This is a genomic window from Pseudaminobacter salicylatoxidans (genome assembly GCF_003148475.1).
Classification (GTDB): Bacteria; Pseudomonadota; Alphaproteobacteria; order Rhizobiales; family Rhizobiaceae; genus Pseudaminobacter; species Pseudaminobacter salicylatoxidans.
This window is the reverse complement of record NZ_QGGG01000010.1, coordinates 150,136-167,183: the sequence shown is the minus strand read 5'-3', so window position 1 is coordinate 167,183 and position 17,048 is coordinate 150,136. Positions and strand designations below refer to the sequence as shown.

The 17,048-nt window shown below is 63.4% G+C and carries 12 protein-coding genes, 1 tRNA gene and 1 pseudogene; 6 read left to right on the top strand and 8 right to left on the bottom strand.

Annotation, left to right across the window (positions count from 1 at the left end; all coding sequences use genetic code 11):
• Positions 1-110: 110 nt before the first annotated feature.
• Positions 111-245, bottom strand: a pseudogene (locus C7441_RS24570) (helix-turn-helix domain-containing protein); the annotation flags it as partial.
• A gap of 128 nt (positions 246-373) precedes the next feature.
• Between C7441_RS24570 and C7441_RS15200 the strand changes: the two are divergent.
• The gene (locus C7441_RS15200; RefSeq protein WP_109613609.1) at positions 374-679 is read left to right on the top strand and encodes a hypothetical protein; all 306 of its coding nucleotides are present in this window, start codon (positions 374-376) and stop codon (positions 677-679) included.
• A 30-nt stretch (positions 680-709) separates the two neighbouring features.
• Here the strand turns inward: C7441_RS15200 and C7441_RS15195 are convergent.
• Positions 710-785: transfer RNA gene (locus C7441_RS15195), tRNA-Thr, on the bottom strand.
• 94 nt (positions 786-879) lie between these two features.
• Positions 880-1,116: a hypothetical protein gene (locus tag C7441_RS23805; protein WP_146201499.1), complete on the bottom strand. Its 237-nt coding sequence runs from the start codon at positions 1,114-1,116 to the stop codon at positions 880-882.
• A 215-nt stretch (positions 1,117-1,331) separates the two neighbouring features.
• Between C7441_RS23805 and C7441_RS15190 the strand changes: the two genes are divergently transcribed.
• Entirely contained in the window at positions 1,332-2,357 is a 1,026-nt protein-coding gene (locus C7441_RS15190) for a hypothetical protein (RefSeq protein WP_109613608.1), read from the top strand.
• 4 nt (positions 2,358-2,361) lie between these two features.
• Here the strand turns inward: C7441_RS15190 and C7441_RS15185 are convergent, their stop codons facing one another.
• Positions 2,362-3,963, bottom strand: coding sequence for a cisplatin damage response ATP-dependent DNA ligase (locus tag C7441_RS15185; protein WP_109613607.1), 1,602 nt, complete (start codon positions 3,961-3,963; stop codon positions 2,362-2,364).
• The gene (locus C7441_RS15180; RefSeq protein WP_109613606.1) at positions 3,963-4,973 is read right to left on the bottom strand and encodes a ligase-associated DNA damage response exonuclease; all 1,011 of its coding nucleotides are present in this window, start codon (positions 4,971-4,973) and stop codon (positions 3,963-3,965) included. The genes C7441_RS15185 and C7441_RS15180 overlap by 1 nt, the downstream gene beginning before the upstream one ends.
• Before the next feature lie 123 nt (positions 4,974-5,096).
• Here C7441_RS15180 and C7441_RS15175 point away from each other — a divergent pair, with 123 nt between their 5' ends.
• Both C7441_RS15175 and pdeM read left to right on the top strand, forming a co-directional pair.
• A complete protein-coding gene (locus C7441_RS15175; protein WP_109613605.1) occupies positions 5,097-7,694 on the top strand; it encodes a ligase-associated DNA damage response DEXH box helicase in 2,598 nt (865 codons plus the stop codon).
• Complete coding sequence (gene pdeM / locus C7441_RS15170; protein WP_109613604.1) at positions 7,691-8,404, top strand: ligase-associated DNA damage response endonuclease PdeM; 714 nt, start codon at positions 7,691-7,693, stop codon at positions 8,402-8,404. The genes C7441_RS15175 and pdeM overlap by 4 nt, the downstream gene beginning before the upstream one ends.
• Positions 8,405-8,407: 3 nt before the next feature.
• Here pdeM and C7441_RS15165 read toward each other — a convergent pair whose 3' ends face one another.
• The 3 genes from C7441_RS15165 to C7441_RS15155 form a co-directional block, all read right to left on the bottom strand.
• Positions 8,408-9,196, bottom strand: coding sequence for a TIGR02186 family protein (locus C7441_RS15165; RefSeq protein WP_019172924.1), 789 nt, complete (start codon positions 9,194-9,196; stop codon positions 8,408-8,410).
• Positions 9,193-10,122 (bottom strand): sulfite exporter TauE/SafE family protein, encoded by a 930-nt coding sequence (locus C7441_RS15160; protein WP_026060529.1) that lies wholly within the window; start codon positions 10,120-10,122, stop codon positions 9,193-9,195. Before C7441_RS15160 ends, C7441_RS15165 begins: the two co-directional genes overlap by 4 nt.
• 245 nt (positions 10,123-10,367) lie before the next feature.
• Complete coding sequence (locus C7441_RS15155; protein ID WP_109613603.1) at positions 10,368-14,084, bottom strand: peptidoglycan-binding protein; 3,717 nt, start codon at positions 14,082-14,084, stop codon at positions 10,368-10,370.
• A 429-nt stretch (positions 14,085-14,513) separates the two neighbouring features.
• Between C7441_RS15155 and C7441_RS15150 the strand changes: the two genes are divergently transcribed.
• Together C7441_RS15150 and C7441_RS15145 are read left to right on the top strand one after the other, a co-directional pair.
• Positions 14,514-14,981, top strand: coding sequence for a MerR family transcriptional regulator (locus C7441_RS15150; RefSeq protein ID WP_109613602.1), 468 nt, complete (start codon positions 14,514-14,516; stop codon positions 14,979-14,981).
• 218 nt (positions 14,982-15,199) lie between these two features.
• Positions 15,200-16,996, top strand: a complete 1,797-nt coding sequence (locus C7441_RS15145) for an acyl-CoA dehydrogenase C-terminal domain-containing protein (protein ID WP_109613601.1) — start codon at positions 15,200-15,202, stop codon at positions 16,994-16,996.
• Positions 16,997-17,048 lie beyond the last annotated feature (52 nt).

Genomic DNA, 17,048 nt, shown 5'->3' with positions numbered 1-17,048 from the left:
GTTAGAAGCCGTGCCCGCTCCCCGGTGCCCGGCATTGCGTCGGCGCCGAACAGGACGGATGCGGGGATGTCGAGTGCGGTCGCAATCTTCTCGGCCGTCTCGAAAAGCGGTGCAGCCACACCCCGCTCGATCTTGCCGATGGTCTCGCGTGAAATACCGGTCTGCCCGGAAAGCTGTTCAAGGGTCCAACCCTTGGCTTTCCGACGATGACGCACATTCGCGCCGAATAGTCGTTGAAGCTCCATACGCGCACCTCTCTCGGACAGAGGCGGCAACGCAGGACACAAATCGAGAAATGAGAGCTTTGTATTCTCATAAATGAGAACTATTAAATCTCTTTCATATCAAACAGGATGCTGTGGTTTAGTTCTTGATGGTTGGTGATATTCTACTCAAGGCTGTAGGCTGGCTGCTGATCGCCTTCTTCGGCGGGCAGGCCGTCATTTTCATCAGTCTGATCCTGTGGACGATCTGGAACGATGCCATCAAGCCGAGGTTGATCCCCGCCGCAGACATCGACCGCGTGGCTGATGATATCATCGCCAACTATCCCGACCCAGAACTGGAGGCGTTCACCCGCCATGAGCGCGCGTGGTACGACAGCGACGGTGCGGAGCAGACCTATTGGAATCGGGTGCGGAAAGCCGTCAGGCGGCGGCTACAGGACAAGCGGACATAGGGATGACGATCCGTGGGGAGATCGGGGAAGTGGTGCCGCCTGCGTGACTCGAACACGCGACCCTCGCATTACGAATGCGATGCTCTACCGACTGAGCTAAGGCGGCTCACCAAGCGCAGGGCAACCTACTATAGCCCTACTATTTTCTTCACTCCTCCGCCAACCCGCTGGCTTCGAACCTCATTCTCGGGGCGGACCCGCTAATTACGAATGATGTGCTCTACCAACTGAGCTAAGGCGGCGACCGGCTTTCGCAACGTGGCGCGAAACGGTGAGCGGGTGATAGCCGCATTGCGCGGCAAATTCAAGCGGCCTTCGCGCGGATTCTTCACAGAGTTGCATGATGGCGTTTCCGTCTGTTCCGGTGGAGATGTCTTTCCGGCCAAAGGTGCGACGCATCGGGCGTTGGATGATGCTGGAACGTTCTGATTGGCCATGATTCGTTTGCTCCGCAATCAGTCCGGATGGCTGCTCGGCAGCAACAGGGCGCGGTTTCGCGAAGGGTGAAGGTCGGGGCAGCCGCGGAAGTTCCAGGCCTTTTCCCCGCCAAAATACCGGCCGAAACCTTATATTGATGCCGCCGGGCGTTGCCTGATGGGCCGGCGGCGTCTAACCATCATGCAGGAACGACCCGCATCATGAGGAAACCGGTTTGGACCCGATCGAAAAGGCGATCCGCAACGCCTTCGAAAAAGGAAACGCCGACGACCGGGATTTTCGCGAGAAAGTCTACCGGGCGGCCTTTGCCGCGCTCGATCGCGCCCTGAAGGCGAATCCCGATCTCACCGTCGAGGCGGCCATCAACCGCCGCAAGGCGCTGCAGGCCAGGATTACCGACATCGAATCCGAATTCCAGCCTGCAGTAGCGGCGCTCGATCCGGCAGCCGGAGCTGCCCGTACCGCGCCGAGCCTCGATGAGGTGCGGCCCGGAAGGGGCGGCATGGCGCCTGATGTCGCCATCGAGCGGCGAACCGGAAACGCCTCGGTACGTGGCAAGGCTGCGCCTGCAGGCAAGGCAAAAGACGCACGGTCAGAGCGCCGGCCGCGCCGCTCGCGCTTTCCGTTCGCAGGGCTGCTCAGCACGCTGGTGGTTCTTGCCGTGATTGGCTTTGGTGGCTGGTGGGCGTGGCAGGCAGATCTGTTGAAGCCGGCCGGCAACGGCAATGACGGACCTGCCCGGATAAGCCAGGGCCAGGGAGGCGATGGTGCGCCTCTGAAGCCCGGACAATCGGACCCGAGCCGGGCGTGGATCGATGTGTTCACGCCGGCCGACGCATCCAGCGTGACGGCGCCGGGGCAGACCGCGGCCGATGTGATGCAGGATGGCTCGGGCAGTTTCCTGCGCATCCGCTCAGGTGGCCCGGACGCGGCCGTTCTGTTCGATGTCGGTCAAGGTGTGCTGGAAAGGCTTGCAGGCAAGCAGGCAACCTTCGACGTCGTCGCGCGCGGCGCCGATGGCAAGCCGACGCAGATGTCGGTGGAATGCAATTTCGGCGGCCTCGGTGGGTGCGGCCGCAAGCGCTATGCCGTGGGCGCCGATCAGGGGGATTTTCTGTTCGAGCTCGATTTCCGCGCGCAAAGCCCTGGCGCAGGCGGCACCATTGCCGTCAATTCGGATGTGACCGGCGAGGGCAAGTCGGTCGACATTTACGAGATCCGGGTGTCCGTGGCGCAGTAGCGCCTCAATCCAGCAATGCCTGCAGCGTCTCGATACGGTCGGCCTCGCCGGCCGGTTTGTCCCAGCGCAGCCGCGAGATGCGTGGAAAGCGCATGGCCACGCCGGATTTATGCCGCGTCGAGCGGTTCAGCCCTTCGAAGGCGATTTCCAGCACCAACCCATGCTGGCGGTCGGCGCGCACCGAGCGTACCGGGCCGAAGCGCTCGATCGTGTTGTCGCGCACGAACTTGTCGATCTGGAGCAGTTCCTCATCGGTGAAGCCGAAATAGGCTTTGCCCACCGGCACCAGTTCTTCCCCGCCGTCCGGCCCGGTCCAGACGCCGAATGTGTAGTCGGAATAGAAGCTGGAGCGCTTACCGTGGCCGCGCTGCGCATACATCAACACCGCGTCCACGGTGAAAGGGTCGCGCTTCCATTTGAACCAGGGGCCCTTCGGCCGGCCGGCGAGATAAGCGGAATCGCGCCGCTTCAGCATCACACCCTCGATGATCGGATGTGGCGGGTTGCTGCGCATCTCTTGCAGCGCCGGCCAGTCGGAAAACAGCGCCAGCGGCGAGAGATCGAAACGAGCTGGGTCGAGCCGGCTGACGAAGTCCTCAAGCCGCGCCCGGCGCTCCAGAAAGGGCAGGGTGCGGATATCTTCCGGGCCTTCCTGCAACAGGTCGTAGCAGCGGATGAAGACGGGATAGCGTTCACGCATCTTTGTGGAAACCGTCTTGCGGTTCAGTCGCTGTTGAAGGTCTGAAAAGCTGCCGGTCTCGCGCTGCGGGTCGCCCACCAGCAATTCCCCGTCGAGCGCCCCTTCGAAGCTGATCGCCTCCACCAGATCGGGGAAGGTCGGCGAGATGTCATCGCCGCTGCGCGAATAGAGCCGGCGGATGCCGCTTTCACACACTGCCTGAACGCGGATGCCGTCCCATTTCCATTCGGCGGCATAATCAGCCGGATCAAGCTTTTCGAGATCGCCGTCGCTCACCGGGTTGGCGAGCATGACGGGACGAAAAAGGGCCTTTGCGGCCGTTTCCGGTTTCGGACCTTTGCCTTCCAGCCAGGCAAACAGCTCGGTGTAGGGCGGCGTGAGCCCGTGCCAAAGTTCCTCGATTTGGGAGACATCGACATTTCCGAGGTTTGCGAGCGCCTGCTTTGCGAGTCGCGCCGAAACGCCGATGCGCAAGCCCCCTGTCACAAGCTTGATGATGGCGTAGCGGGCCGAAATGTCGGCGCGGTCGAGCAGGCGGGCCAGAACGCGCGGGCCGTCGGACCGGCTGGCGGCTTGCAGCGCGCCCACCACATCGGCCAGTGTAGGACGGATATTTAAAGTATGATATGCGGGCGGCTCGGGCCATACGAGGGACACGGTCTCGGCAAGGTCGCCGACATAGTCGTAGGAATAACCGAACAGAACCGGGTCCATACGCTCGGTTGCCAGCGTGCGCAGCATGGCTGGCTTGACTGCCGCAATCGACAGCTCGCCGGTGAGTGCTGCAAGCGCCAACCCCCGGTCGGGGTCTTCGACGGTGTGGAAATAGTCGGTCAGCAGGGTCAGCTTGCCATTGCGGGCAGGCGTCAGCACGAGGCGATCGAGCAGTTCGGCGAAGCGATGCATCAATCGCCCTCGTCCTCGTAGCCCACCAGATGCAGCGGCTTGGCGGCGATGCCGTCCAGTTCGCACCACCGCACCAGAGCCTCTTCGCGGCCATGCGTCACCCACACTTCGCCCGCACCGGTTTCGGTGATGGTTTCGGTGAGTTCGTCCCAGTCGGAATGGTCGGAGATGATCAGTGGCAGTTCCACGCCGCGCTGCCGGGCGCGCTGTCGAATGCGCATCCAGCCCGACGCAAAGCAGGCGACGGGATCGGGAAAACGCCGCGCCCAGCGGTCGGAGAACGCTGCGGGCGGGCCGATCACGATCTCGCCGGCGAAGTCCTGCCTGTCGCCGGTCTCGACCGTTGCCGGTTGGAGATCGCCCAGTTCGACGCCTCGACTTTGATAATAGTCGCAGAGCTTTGCCAGTGCTCCGTGAATATAGATGGTACGCTCATACCCGGCCTGCCGAAGCAGGCTGATGACCCGCTGCGCCTTGCCCAGCGCATAGGCGCCGACGAGATGCGTTCGGTCGGGAAATTGCTCGGCCGATTTCAGGAGCCTTGCGATCTCGTCGGACGGGTGCGGGTGGCGGAATACCGGCAATCCGAAGGTCGCTTCGGTGATGAACACGTCGCAGGGGATTGGAATGAACGGCGCGCAGGTCGCATCAGGCTGACGTTTGTAGTCGCCGGAGGCGACGATGCGCATGCCGCGATGTTCCACGCAGATCTGTGCGGAGCCCAGTACGTGGCCAGCGGGCTGGAACGTCACCTTCACGTCATTCAATGAAATCGTTTCGCCGAGGCGCATTGCCTGCGTCGATCCGGCGAATTCCTGGCCGTAGCGCAGCGCCATGATGTCGAGCGTTTCGGCGGTTGCAAGCACCGCGCCATGCCCTGCGCGGGCGTGGTCGGAATGGCCATGCGTAATCAGCGCGCTCGGCACCGGCCGCACCGGATCGATGAAGAAATCGCCCGGCGGACAATAAAGGCCTTCCGGCCGGGGGGAGAGAAGGTCGGCTGCGCGCATTGGCTCAACATAGGTATTTGCGCAGGCGGGAAAAGCCCGGCGTGACAGACGCAGCTAAAGAATGATCCCGTTTTGTTCGCAAAATCGCTTGGCGGTTTGGTTCTGTCGCGCTAGTTCTGGCGCGTGAACGACCAGAGCCGACCCGAGCCGAGCGAGCAATCCGCCATCCTGCCTGAACCGTTTCTGAAATGGTTCGCCGGCCGTGGCTGGCAGCCGCGCGCGCATCAGCTCGATCTGCTGGCGCGTGCGCAAGCTGGAAAATCGGTGCTGTTGATTGCGCCGACGGGAGCGGGCAAGACGTTGGCTGGCTTCCTGCCCACGCTGGTCGATCTGGCGAACCGGCCGAAGCGCCGGCCGGGGCAGGCGCGGCGAGGTGTCCATACGCTCTATATATCACCGCTCAAGGCGCTGGCCGTCGACATCGAACGCAATCTCGGCAAGCCGGTGGCCGAGATCGGCCTGCCGATCACCCTGGAGACGCGCACGGGCGACACGCCCGCGCACAAGCGCCAGCGCCAGAAGCTGGTGCCGCCGGACATATTGATGACCACGCCGGAGCAGCTTGCGCTGCTGATCGCCTCGTCGGATGCGCCGCGCTTCTTCGAGGACCTGCGCTACATCGTGCTCGACGAGCTGCATTCTCTGGTGACTTCCAAGCGCGGCCATCTTTTGTCGCTCGGGCTGGCGCGGCTCCGCCGCTTCGTGCCCGGTCTTCAGGCAATCGGGCTGTCGGCTACAGTCTCCGATCCGGATGAACTGCGCCGCTGGCTGGTGCCGCAGGATTTATCCTCCCGCTTGTGGGGAGGATCGGCACAAAGCGCCGGGGTGGAGATAACCCCTTCTGCGGACGCCCCTCCCGAGCGTAAGACGCCCATGGCCGACCTGATCGAGGTGGCCGGTGGCGCGAAGCCGGAAATCAGCATTCTGGACTCGCAAGAGCGCGTGCCGTGGGCGGGTCACTCGGCGCGCTATGCCATCCCCGAAATCTATGGCGCCATCCGGCGGCACACGACCACGCTGCTTTTCGTCAACACCCGCAGCCAGGCCGAGTTCCTGTTTCAGGAACTGTGGCGCGCCAACGACGACAATCTTCCGATCGCGCTGCATCATGGCTCGCTCGATGTCAGCCAGCGTCGTCGCGTCGAGAAGGCGATGGAGACGAACAGCCTGCGCGCCATCGTCGCCACCTCCACGCTCGACCTCGGTATCGACTGGGGCGATGTCGATCTGGTCATCCATGTCGGCGCGCCGAAAGGTGCGAGCCGGCTCGCCCAGCGCATCGGCCGCTCCAACCACCGCATGGACGAGCCCAGCCAGGCGATCCTCGTCCCCGCCAACCGCTTCGAGGTGCTGGAGTGCCGGGCGGCCGTGGAAGCCAACTATATCGGCGCGCAGGACACGCCGCCGCTGGTTGAAGGCGCGCTCGACGTGCTGTGCCAGCATGTATTGGGCAGCGCGGTTGGCGCGCCTTTCCACGCCGACGATCTTTTCAAGGAGGTGCGCACGGCAGCGCCCTATGCTGCGCTCGACCGCCACACTTTCGACCGTGTGGTCGATTTCGTCGCCACCGGCGGCTACGCACTGAAAAGCTACGAGCGCTATGCCCGCATCAAGCTGACGAAAGACGGCACCTGGCGCATCAGCCATCCGCGCGTTGCCCAGCAATACAGGCTCAATGTCGGCACCATCATCGAGGTGCCGGCGCTTACCGTGCGCTATGTGCGCGAGGGCAGGGGCATGGTGGCGCGCGGCGGGCCGGCGCTTGGCAAGATCGAGGAGGCGTTTCTGGAAACGCTGGTGCCGGGCGACACCTTCCTGTTTTCCGGCAAGGTGCTGCGTTTCGAAGGCATCCGCGAAAACGAATGCTTTGTCTCCAATGCGCCGGGCAAGGATGCCAAGGTGCCCTATTATGGCGGCGGCAAGTTCCCGCTTTCCACCTATCTGGCCGAGGTGGTGCGCGCCATGCTCGCCGATCCGCGGCGCTGGAAGCAATTGCCCGATCAGGTATCGGACTGGCTGCGCCTGCAATCGGAAAAATCCATCCTGCCGAAACGGGAGGATCTGCTGATCGAAACTTTCCCGCGCGGCGGGCGCCACTACATGGTGGCCTATCCCTTCGAAGGGCGGCCGGCGCACCAGACGCTCGGCATGCTGCTGACACGCCGGCTGGAGCGGGCCGGTGCGCGTCCGCTTGGCTTCGTTGCTACCGACTATGCGCTGGCGATCTGGTCGCTCGGCGACATGGGCCGCATGTTCGGGCGCGGGGAACTGCCGCTCGGCCAGCTTTTCGACGAGGACATGCTGGGCGACGATCTCGACGCCTGGCTGGCCGATAGCTGGATGCTCAAGCGCACCTTCCGCAATTGCGCGCTGATCTCGGGGCTTATCGAAAAGCGCCATCCGGGGCAGGAAAAAAGCGGCCGGCAGGTGAATGTCTCGGCCGACCTCATTTATGACGTGCTTCGCAGCCATGAGCCCGATCATATTCTCTTGCAGGCCACGCGCGCGGATGCCGCCATGGGGCTTCTCGATGTCAGGAGGCTTGGCGACATGCTCTCGCGTATACACGGTCGAATCGTGCATAAGGGGCTGGAGCAGATCTCGCCGCTGGCCGTGCCGATCATGCTGGAGGTGGGCAAGGAATCGGTGCAGGGCGATGCCGATGACACACTGCTCCTGGAAGCCGAGGACATGATCAAAGACGCCATGGGCACCCAATGAGCAGTCTGGCGCAGCGGGCGCGTCAACCGCGCGATGAGATAATCGTGATCGCCGGCGAGCGCGTGGTGTGTGATAGGCGCGGCGTGCTGTTTGCGCCCGATCTCGACCTGCTGGTGGTCTCCGACCTGCATCTGGAAAAGGGGTCGTCTTATGCGCGGCGCGGCGCGCTGCTGCCGCCCTATGACACGGCTACCACGCTTTCGCATCTTGCGGCCGTCATCGAGCATTACAATCCCCGCAACGTGATCAGCCTTGGCGACAGCTTTCACGATGGCGAGGGAGCCGCGCGCCTGCCTGAAATCTTCCGCCGCAGGCTGGAAGCGCTGATGGCAGGCCGTGACTGGTTCTGGGTCGCCGGAAATCATGATCCTCAGGCACCCGCCGGCCTGCCCGGCGACACGGTGGCGGAAATCCATGTCGGGGGCTTAAGCTTCCGTCATGAACCATCTGCCATGCCTGTCGAGGGTGAGGTCGCCGGTCACCTGCATCCTTGCGCCCGCATCGTCCAGCGTGGGCGCTCTGTGCGCCGGCGCTGCTTCGCCAGCGACGGCAGCCGTATCGTCATGCCGGCTTTCGGCGCCTATACCGGCTCGCTCAATGTGCTCGACCGTGCCTATCACGGGCTTTTCAACTGGGAGAGTTTCCGTGCCTATATGATGGGCTCCAGCCGCATCTTCGCTATTTCCGGCGCCATGCTGATGCCGGGATAGGCCTCAATCCTTCCTGAAGATGATACGCCCGAGCCAGCCGGTGAGCATGGCGAGCAGCACCGCCAATATGCCGAAGGACAGGCTGTGGTTGGTGGCGAAGCGGTAGATGGTCTGCTCGAAGCCCGACTTGTAGATGGCGAGCTGCGCCGAGGTTTCCTTCACGAACACGCTGTTGCGGAACAGGAAGGCCCGCGCGCGATGCGTGCCTACCGGCACGTTGGGGGCCAGCAACAGGCGCGCGCGAAACAGGTTTGCCGACAGGAACTGCACGCCGCCGATGCGCTCGCTGTAGAGGCCGGTTTTCTTCTTGAGTTCGCGCAGCGCCTGCGTGAACTCCTGTATCGTGGCCGGATTGTCGGTGGTGTCGGCCGGCTGGATGTGCAGGTTGTTGGCACCCAGCGAAAGCTGCCGGTATTTCTCCGGCTCGGAAATATCCTGCCAGGGCCGGGTGGTGGCAACCGAGTAGGAAGAGGGCACGTTGTCGAAGGTCTCGGACGCGGTGTTGATCCACATGCCGAGCACGCGATCCTTGCGGCGCACGACAACCGGTTTGCTCGGCCCTTCCAGCACCACGATCACGTCGTAGCGCCCCTGACGGGCCAGAAGCGGATCGGAATTTTCGATCGCTCCGAAAATGGTCAGGTCGGCGCCGGCGAAGTCGGCGGTGATGGCGATGCGGTCGGTGGAAAGGCCGATCTGGATCGTTTCCAGCGGCGGCTCGATGGCAAGTGCGGGAGCGATGACAGACGAGAATGTGAAAGCGAGGGCGGCAACCGCCGCCGCCAGCTTCATAGATGGCCTCCGCTGAGGCCGCTGAGCGAATAGAGATTGGCCGGTTTCACGAACAGGTCGAAGGCCAGGCGCAGCGCCACCGCCAGCACCAGCATCGCCAGCAGGGCGCGCAATTGCTCGCCGCGCAATTTCTGGCCGGCCTTGGCGCCATATTGCGCGCCCGCCACGCCACCCACCATCAGCACGAAGGCCAGCACGATGTCGACCGTCTGGTTCGTGGTGGCGTGCACGATCGTGGTGTAGGCCGACACGAAGATGATCTGGAACAGCGACGTGCCGATAACGACATTGGTCGGCACTTTCAGCAGATAGATCAGCGCCGGCACCATGATGAAGCCGCCGCCCACGCCCATGATGGACGACAGGAAGCCGATTGCCGCCCCCAGCCCCAGCACGGGGATGACGCTGACGAAAAGCTTGGAAGCGCGAAAGCGCATCTTCAGCGGCAGGCGGTGTATCCAGTTGTGCTGCCCCGACTTCTTGAGCGTCGGTGCAGCGCCGCTTTTGGTCTGGCGGATGGCGTTGACGCTTTCCACCAGCATCATGCCGCCCACCGAGCCGAGCAGGATCACATAAAGCAGAGAGATGAACAGGTCGAGTTGGCCGATGGCGCGCAGCACCGAGAACACATAGATGCCGAATGTGGAGCCGAATATGCCCCCCAAAAGCAGCATCGTGCCGAGCTTGAAGTCGAGCGTGCCGCGTTTGACGTGGGCCAGCGCGCCGGAAAACGATGAGGCGATGACCTGATTGGCGCCGGTCGCCACTGCGATTGCGGGTGGAATGTTGTAGAAGATCAGGAGCGGGGTGATGAGGAAGCCGCCGCCCACCCCGAACATGCCCGACAGGAATCCGACCGCCGCTCCCATGGCCAGAAGCACTGCGATGTTAGCCGACAATTCCGCGATCGGGAGATAAATTCCCACCGTTAAACTCTACAACTATGCGCCCGCCGGCGAAGCCTGTTTCTTGCCTTGGGTGATTGCACGCACTTGCGCCGACAATGCGGCGAAGCATAACTTCGCTGCACTCTAAAACGAAAAGCATGTCAACAGGTTAACATTCGCGGCGTTTGGCTGGTCACATAGCGCCATCCAGGACCTTGGTGGACAGGCCAAGGCCCCGCCACCTTCCGGTGACAGGGCCTTGGCTGATTGCGGCAGCGTGCGGGTTATTTCAGTGCCGTCAGGGCACGCACGACCTTCTCGTCAACCTCGCCGGTCGGCTCCAGGCCATTGGCTTTCTGGAACGCGGCCAGCGCGTTCCTGGTCTTCTGGCCCATCATGCCGTCGGCGTTGCCGGCGTCGTAGCCGTTCTTGTTGAGGATGTCCTGGATCGTACGCACCGCCTGCTTCATGTCCATCGAGGCGGTGGTGATCTGGTCAAGCTGCCAGGCTTCCGGAATATCGACCGTGTTGACGGCGGCGTCGAGCGGCATGGGCTTCCACAACTCGGCGGCGGCCTTGGCGCGGCTGAACTGCTCGGGCTTCAGCGCCTTCGCGATCTCATCGCGCTTGTTGGCGGCGTCCTTGTCGCCGGCCTTGGCCACCAGCGCGAACCATTTGTAGGACTCCTCGAGGTTCTGCGTCATGCCGACGCCCTTGGCGGCGAGGATGCCCAGATTGAACTGGCTGTCCGTGATCCCGAGCTCGGCCGCGCGGTTGAACCAGCGCACGGCTGCCTCGTTGTCGGGCGTGCCATCGGCACCCATGGCAAACAGCACCGCCAGATTGTGCATGGCGCTGGCATTGCCCTGATTGGCGGCGAGCTGATACCACATCTTGGCCTTGGCAAGGTCGGTTTCGACGCCGAGGCCCTTTTCGTAGAAATTGCCGATGCGGTATTGCGCCGGGGCGAAGCCCGTTTGCGCGGCCTTTTCGTACCAGTCGGCTGCGGTCTTCATGTCGGCTGCGACCTCGCGGCCATCGGCATAGCGCGAGGCGATCTCGAATAATGCCTTGGCGTCGCCGGTCTCAGCGGCTTCGCGCAGCGCCACCGGTCCGATTTCGAGCGGGATCACGATGCCACTGGTGGCGATCTGCGAGCCGGGGGCCGATGCTGTCGGAAGCGAACCGGTCACCGTGCTGGTATCGGGCTGATCCATCTCGGACGCAGGCGTGCCGGCAGCAGCCGGATCCGGTTCTGTCGCAGGCGACAGGGGTTCGAGCGGCATAGCAACGGGGGCGGCAGCAGACTCGGGCTGAGTTGTCGTGTCGGTCGACGTTGTGGCGGTGGTGGCCACAGCCGTGGCGCCCCCCTCGGCGGCAACGTTTTCCGCCCTGGCGGGCGCGTTCGCCGTGGTTTGGAAGGAAGGCGCGGGCGCATCAGTGGCGATTTTCGTGGCATCGGCCATCAGCGTCTTGCCGATCTGCAGCCCGGCCAGCGCCATCATGATCGCGGCGGCGGCCATCAGGATCGGCTTGCGCCGGGACTTGATGAACTCGCCGATACGCACGGCGCGCACGGGGCCTCCGGCTTCAGTGCCGCGCTTCAGCGTCTCGGCTTCGGCCGCGGCTGCCTGTGCCGCGCGGCGGGCGGCGGCGATGAAGTCGGCCTTTGCGGCGTCCGTCTCGACGGGCTTGACCTGCTGGCGCTCGTCGCGCACGCGCCGCATGATCGCGTTGAGGTCTGGCGCGCCGGAACCGGGTTCCAGCGGGCGATTTGCGAAAGCCGGATCCAGCGACTCGTCGAGATCCACGGCGGGAGCAGTTTCGGCAAGGGCAGTCGCGGCTTCCGGCTGGTCCTCGGACTTGATGGTCTTGTCGCGCTTGCGCCGGAACAGGCCGCCGAAGCGGGGGCGGGCAGTGGGCTCGGCGTCATCCGCCGTCTCGTCGCCAAGAGCGGCGGCGACGGCGGCATGGGCTGCCTGCGCCGGTGTGCGCTTGCCGTCGTCTGCCTCCGGCGTCTGCACGGCGTCATCGATCGGTGCGCCCGCCAGCGGCAGCGGCGCATCGACGTCGAGTGAGGGCGTTTCCAGAAGGGCAAGCTTGGCCTTGGCAGCGGGCTCGGACTGCGGCACGGGCGTGTCATGCTGGCTCTGTTCGAGCGAGCCGAGCCGGTCGACGATCTTGAGCAGCGTGTCGTGGATCGCCTCGAAGGTCTTGGTATTGCGCTCATCGGAGCGCCGGGTGAGCGTTTCCAGCACGCGCAGGTCTTCCGCGAGACCCGAAACCGCTTCGTTCTGCACTGTCGAGCCGGTGAGGGAGCGCACGGCGTTCTCGGCGGCATGGCGGGCCGCTTCCAGCAGCGTTTCGTGGCTGTTGGCGATGGAGCGTTCGATGTCGTCCAGGCGTGGCGCGATGTCTTCGAACTCGGGCAGCGGGCTTGCAGGCCGTGCCAGATGCTCGGACAGCGCGGTGACCTGCGCCTCGAGGTTGCGGACCAGATCGGGGTCGATGCCGGCAAACTGCTGCGCGGAATAGTCGAGACGGCGAGAAATGTCGTCGAGCCGCACCTCCAGCCCGCGAATGGACTCGTCGTCGGCTGCGGACTTTTCCGCGCCGATGCGGTCGGCAAGTGCGGCAAAGCGGGCATCGATGGCTTCCATGAGGCCGGTATCGTCGAAGCTGGCGGTCTGCCCGCGCTGATCCAGCCGGTCGGCCACTTCGTCCAGCCGCCGCTCCAGATCGCGGAACAATATGTTGCCCTGTTGCAGAACGTCGTCCTGGCGACGCTCGATCATGCTTGAAAACAGGTCGAGCCGCTGCTCGATGCCCTGGAAGATGCGGTCGGCGTCCGGCGCGGCTGGCGCATGGTCGATCTTGTCGGCTATGGTCGCGAGCTGCTGGCCCAGCCGTTCCACCGCCGCTTCGGGCAAATGTGTGTGCTGGGAGATATCGTCAACACGCTGCGACAGCAGGTTCAGTCGCTCCATCACTTCACGGTTGGGCCGATCCTCGACAACCACTTCCTCGATCTGCCTGGCCAGCGACGAAATCCTGGCTTCGATGCGCTGGAAGGGTTCGGGGTCGAAGCTGGTCTGGCTGATGGTCGCCGTGGACGCCACGATGGCGCGCGAGATTTCATCCAGCCGCTCCTCGATCTGGCTGAAGGTCTCGCTGCTGCCGTGCTCGCTCTGGCGGGCGAAGTGATCCACTGCCCCTGCCAGCATGCGCACCTTTTCTTCCAGTGAGCGCAGCGAGAGCGATTCCGGCAGGTTGTCGAGGGCCTGGCTGATCTGTTCCAGCCGCAGGGTCAGCGCATCGATCGCCGGGTCATGCGATTGCGCGGCCACGCGTCCTTCGAAATCGGTCCAGCGGCGGTCGAATTCGTCCCAGCGGCGATCGACAGAGCGAACCGTCTCTTCGCGAGCGAGCGTATCCAGCGCGCCCTTCACCTGCTCCAGTTCCAGCCGCAGCAGGTTGAGGCTCTTGTCGTCCGCGCGTTCTGAGAGCGCGTGGATCGCACCGGACAGGCGTTCGAACTCGACGGCAAGCTCTTCCGTGTCTGGGGTGGCGGTCGGTTGGTTCGTGCGCTCGATATCGTGCCGCATGGCTTCGAATTCGCGGCGCATGCCGGAGGCGACCTGTCCGCGCAGATCTTCGCGCAGGGCCTGCAATTCGGTTGCGATCTTGCCGAAAGCGGCAACGCTGTCTTCCTGCGCGCGGATGCGCTCGAGATCGCGGGCAAGGTCCTGGTAGGGCGCTTCGCCGGCAGCCGTCATGCGGCTTTCGCGCTCGCGCAGCTCGGCAAAACTGCGCGGCTGTTCGCGAACCGGCGCGACGCGCGGGGGGATGACCTGCTCGCGGGGTGCCTCTTCCGGCTCGGTGTGGCGGTTCAGGCGCTGCTGCAAATCCTCCAGCGAGCGGTTCAGCTCCTCCAGCGTGGAATACGACCTGCGTGGCCGCCCGGCGTTGAGGGTGTCGAGATAGGAGCGCTTGCTGTTCATCGAAACGTCCGCCGGTTGCTGGCGATAGCCAGTAGGAAATCCTGCGTCGGAACGGATTGCGCGCTTGCCCCTGCGATAACGTGTCGAGAGTTTGCCCCGCTCTCCGGAAGGCGTGAACAAATCGATACGGGATAATTCACGACAGGCCGACAAGCGCACCTTTCCTCCAACGTGGTAAACAACGCGTTAACCCGAAGGTGGTGTCGGTCATGATTGCGCCCGAAAAGACGTTAAAACAGTTTCTTCTTATGGACGCTTGCCAGACGAAGGCTTGGTAAGTATAGCATTTACGTAAACGTAAGCGGTGTGCGATATGCGCCCGCTGACGCTGAAATCCTGAAGAAACCGGAAGCCACGCGACAGGAGCCGCAGCCCCGCAGCTTCCCTAGCGCGTCGCTTGTCGACGCGTGCCAAACGGGCAAACAGAAAATGACGATGAAACTGATGAAGGCCGACAAGCCAGCCGCGACGCATGACGCCGCCAATGATGAAACCGCCGACGAACTCGCCCGCATTGGCGAGATCGCCAAGAAATATGGCGTTACCCTGCGCACGCTTCGCTTTTATGAGGACAAGGGGTTGCTGAGCCCCAAGCGCGACGGTGCCACCCGCCTCTACACCCGTCGCGAAGAGGTGCGCCTGAAGCTCATCCTGCTTGGCCGCAAGGTCGGCTTCTCGCTGCGCGACGTGAAGCAGATGCTCGACCTCTATGAGCCGCAGGGAAGCAATGTGAAGCAGCTTCGCCTTGCGCTCGACAAGTCCGAAAAACAGCTCGGCCGGCTGAACAAGCAGCGCCAGGCAATCGACGAGGCCATCGGGGAACTGACTGAAGTGATGACGGTGGTGCGTGAGAGGCTCGCCGAGGCGCGCCCGATGCCTGTCGCAGCCAACGGCTGAACCTGTCCACTGCCACGGCTATTGGAGCCGCGTGACGCCACTGGCGCCGCGCGGCTTTTTCTTTTTGGCGCACAGTGCTTGATGCAACTGGCTTTCGAGGCTGTGAATACGTTACGAATTGACGTTTACGCAAACGTCAATTATTGCTGGTGACCGGAAAGCGGACTTGACGCTTCACTGGCAAGCGCCAACTGCCGCGAAGTTGTGGAGGTGGTGTGATGCCGTCATACAGGGCGCCGGTTGCCGATACGCTTTTCGTGCTCAGGGAGGTGCTCGGTTACGACCGGCACAGCAACCTTCCCGGATTTTCCGACGCCTCGCCCGATGTGCTGGAGGCCATCCTTGCCGAAGGCGCAAAACTTGCCGAAAACGTGATCCAGCCCACCAATCGCACCGGCGATATCGAGGGTTGTGCGCGCCATGATGACGCCTCGGTGACGACGCCGGCGGCGTTCAAGGAGGCATACGGGCAATATTGCGAAGGCGGTTGGCTGGGGCTTGCCGCGCCGGTCGAATATGGCGGGCAAGGCCTTCCCTACACGATCCATTCGGCGGTTACCGAATATATGGTTTCGGCCAACATGGCGTTGATGATGTATCCGGGGCTTACACAGGGCGCTATCGCTGCACTCGTCGCCCACGGAACCGACGAGCAGAAGGACACCTGGCTGCCCAGGCTGGTCGAAGGCTCGTGGACTGGTACCATGAACCTGACCGAACCCCATTGCGGCACCGATCTTGGCCTGCTGCGCACAAAGGCGGTGCCCAATAGCGACGGCAGCTACAGGATTTCCGGCCAGAAGATCTTCATCTCGGCAGGCGAACACGACCTGTCCGCCAACATCGTGCATCTGGTGCTGGCCCGCATCGAGGGTGCCCCCGCGGGCACCAAGGGCATATCGCTGTTCATCGTGCCGAAATTCCTGCTTGATGCAAACAGTTTGCCGGGCAAGCGCAATGGCGTCTCCTGCGGCTCCATAGAGGAAAAGATGGGCATCCACGGCAATGCCACCTGCGTCATGAATTATGATGATGCCATCGGCTATCTGCTGGGCGAAGAGAATGGCGGGCTGAAGGCCATGTTCACCATGATGAACGAGGCCCGTCTCGGCGTCGGCCTGCAGGGCCTGGCATTGTCGGAAGCTGCCTATCAGGCCGCGACCGCCTATGCGAAGGAGCGCTTGCAGGGCCGCTCCCTGTCCGGCCCCAAGGCGCCCGACAAGCCGGCCGATCCGATCATCGTGCACCCCGACATCCGCCGCAACCTGATGACCATGAAGGCATTCAACGAGGCCGGCCGTGCGCTGGTGCTCTGGACGGCGCTGAATTCCGACATCTCGCACCGCGCGGACGACGAAGATCAGCGGCAGGCGGCGGGCGACTATGTCGGACTGATGACGCCGGTGGTGAAGGGCATGCTCACCGACAAGGGTTTCGAGCATGCTGTGATGGCGCAGCAGGTGTTCGGTGGTCACGGCTACATTGAAGAGCACGGCATGAGTCAGTTCGTGCGCGATGCCCGCATCGCCATGATCTATGAAGGTGCCAACGGCATCCAGGCGCTCGACCTCGTCGGCCGCAAGCTGGCTCTGGATGGCGGCCGCGCGCTGCAGGCGTTCTTCAAGGAGGTCGGCGATTTCTGCGAGGAAAATCGCGCCGACGAGGAGATGGCTCCCTACACCAAGACGCTGAAGAAGGGCCTCAACGATCTGCAGGCCGCCACCATGTGGCTGATGCAGAACGCCATGGCCAAGCCAGACAATGCGGGCGCGGCCTCTACCGACTATCTGCATCTCTTCGGCCTCGTCGCGCTTGGTTATATGTGGGGCCGCATGGTCAGGGCCGCCCATGACAAGCTGGCCAACGGCGCGGGCGATAACGCAGCCTTCTACGAGCACAAGCTGGTCACTGGCCGTTACTTCATGGAGCGCGCCATGCCCGAGACGGGAGCGCATCTGGCCCGCATATCGACCGGAGCGGACGCCATGATGGCGCTGCCGGCGGAGGCGTTTTAACCTCAATTCCTTTAGGAGTTAATCGTCATGCCTACGTCGCCCCCTCTCAAAA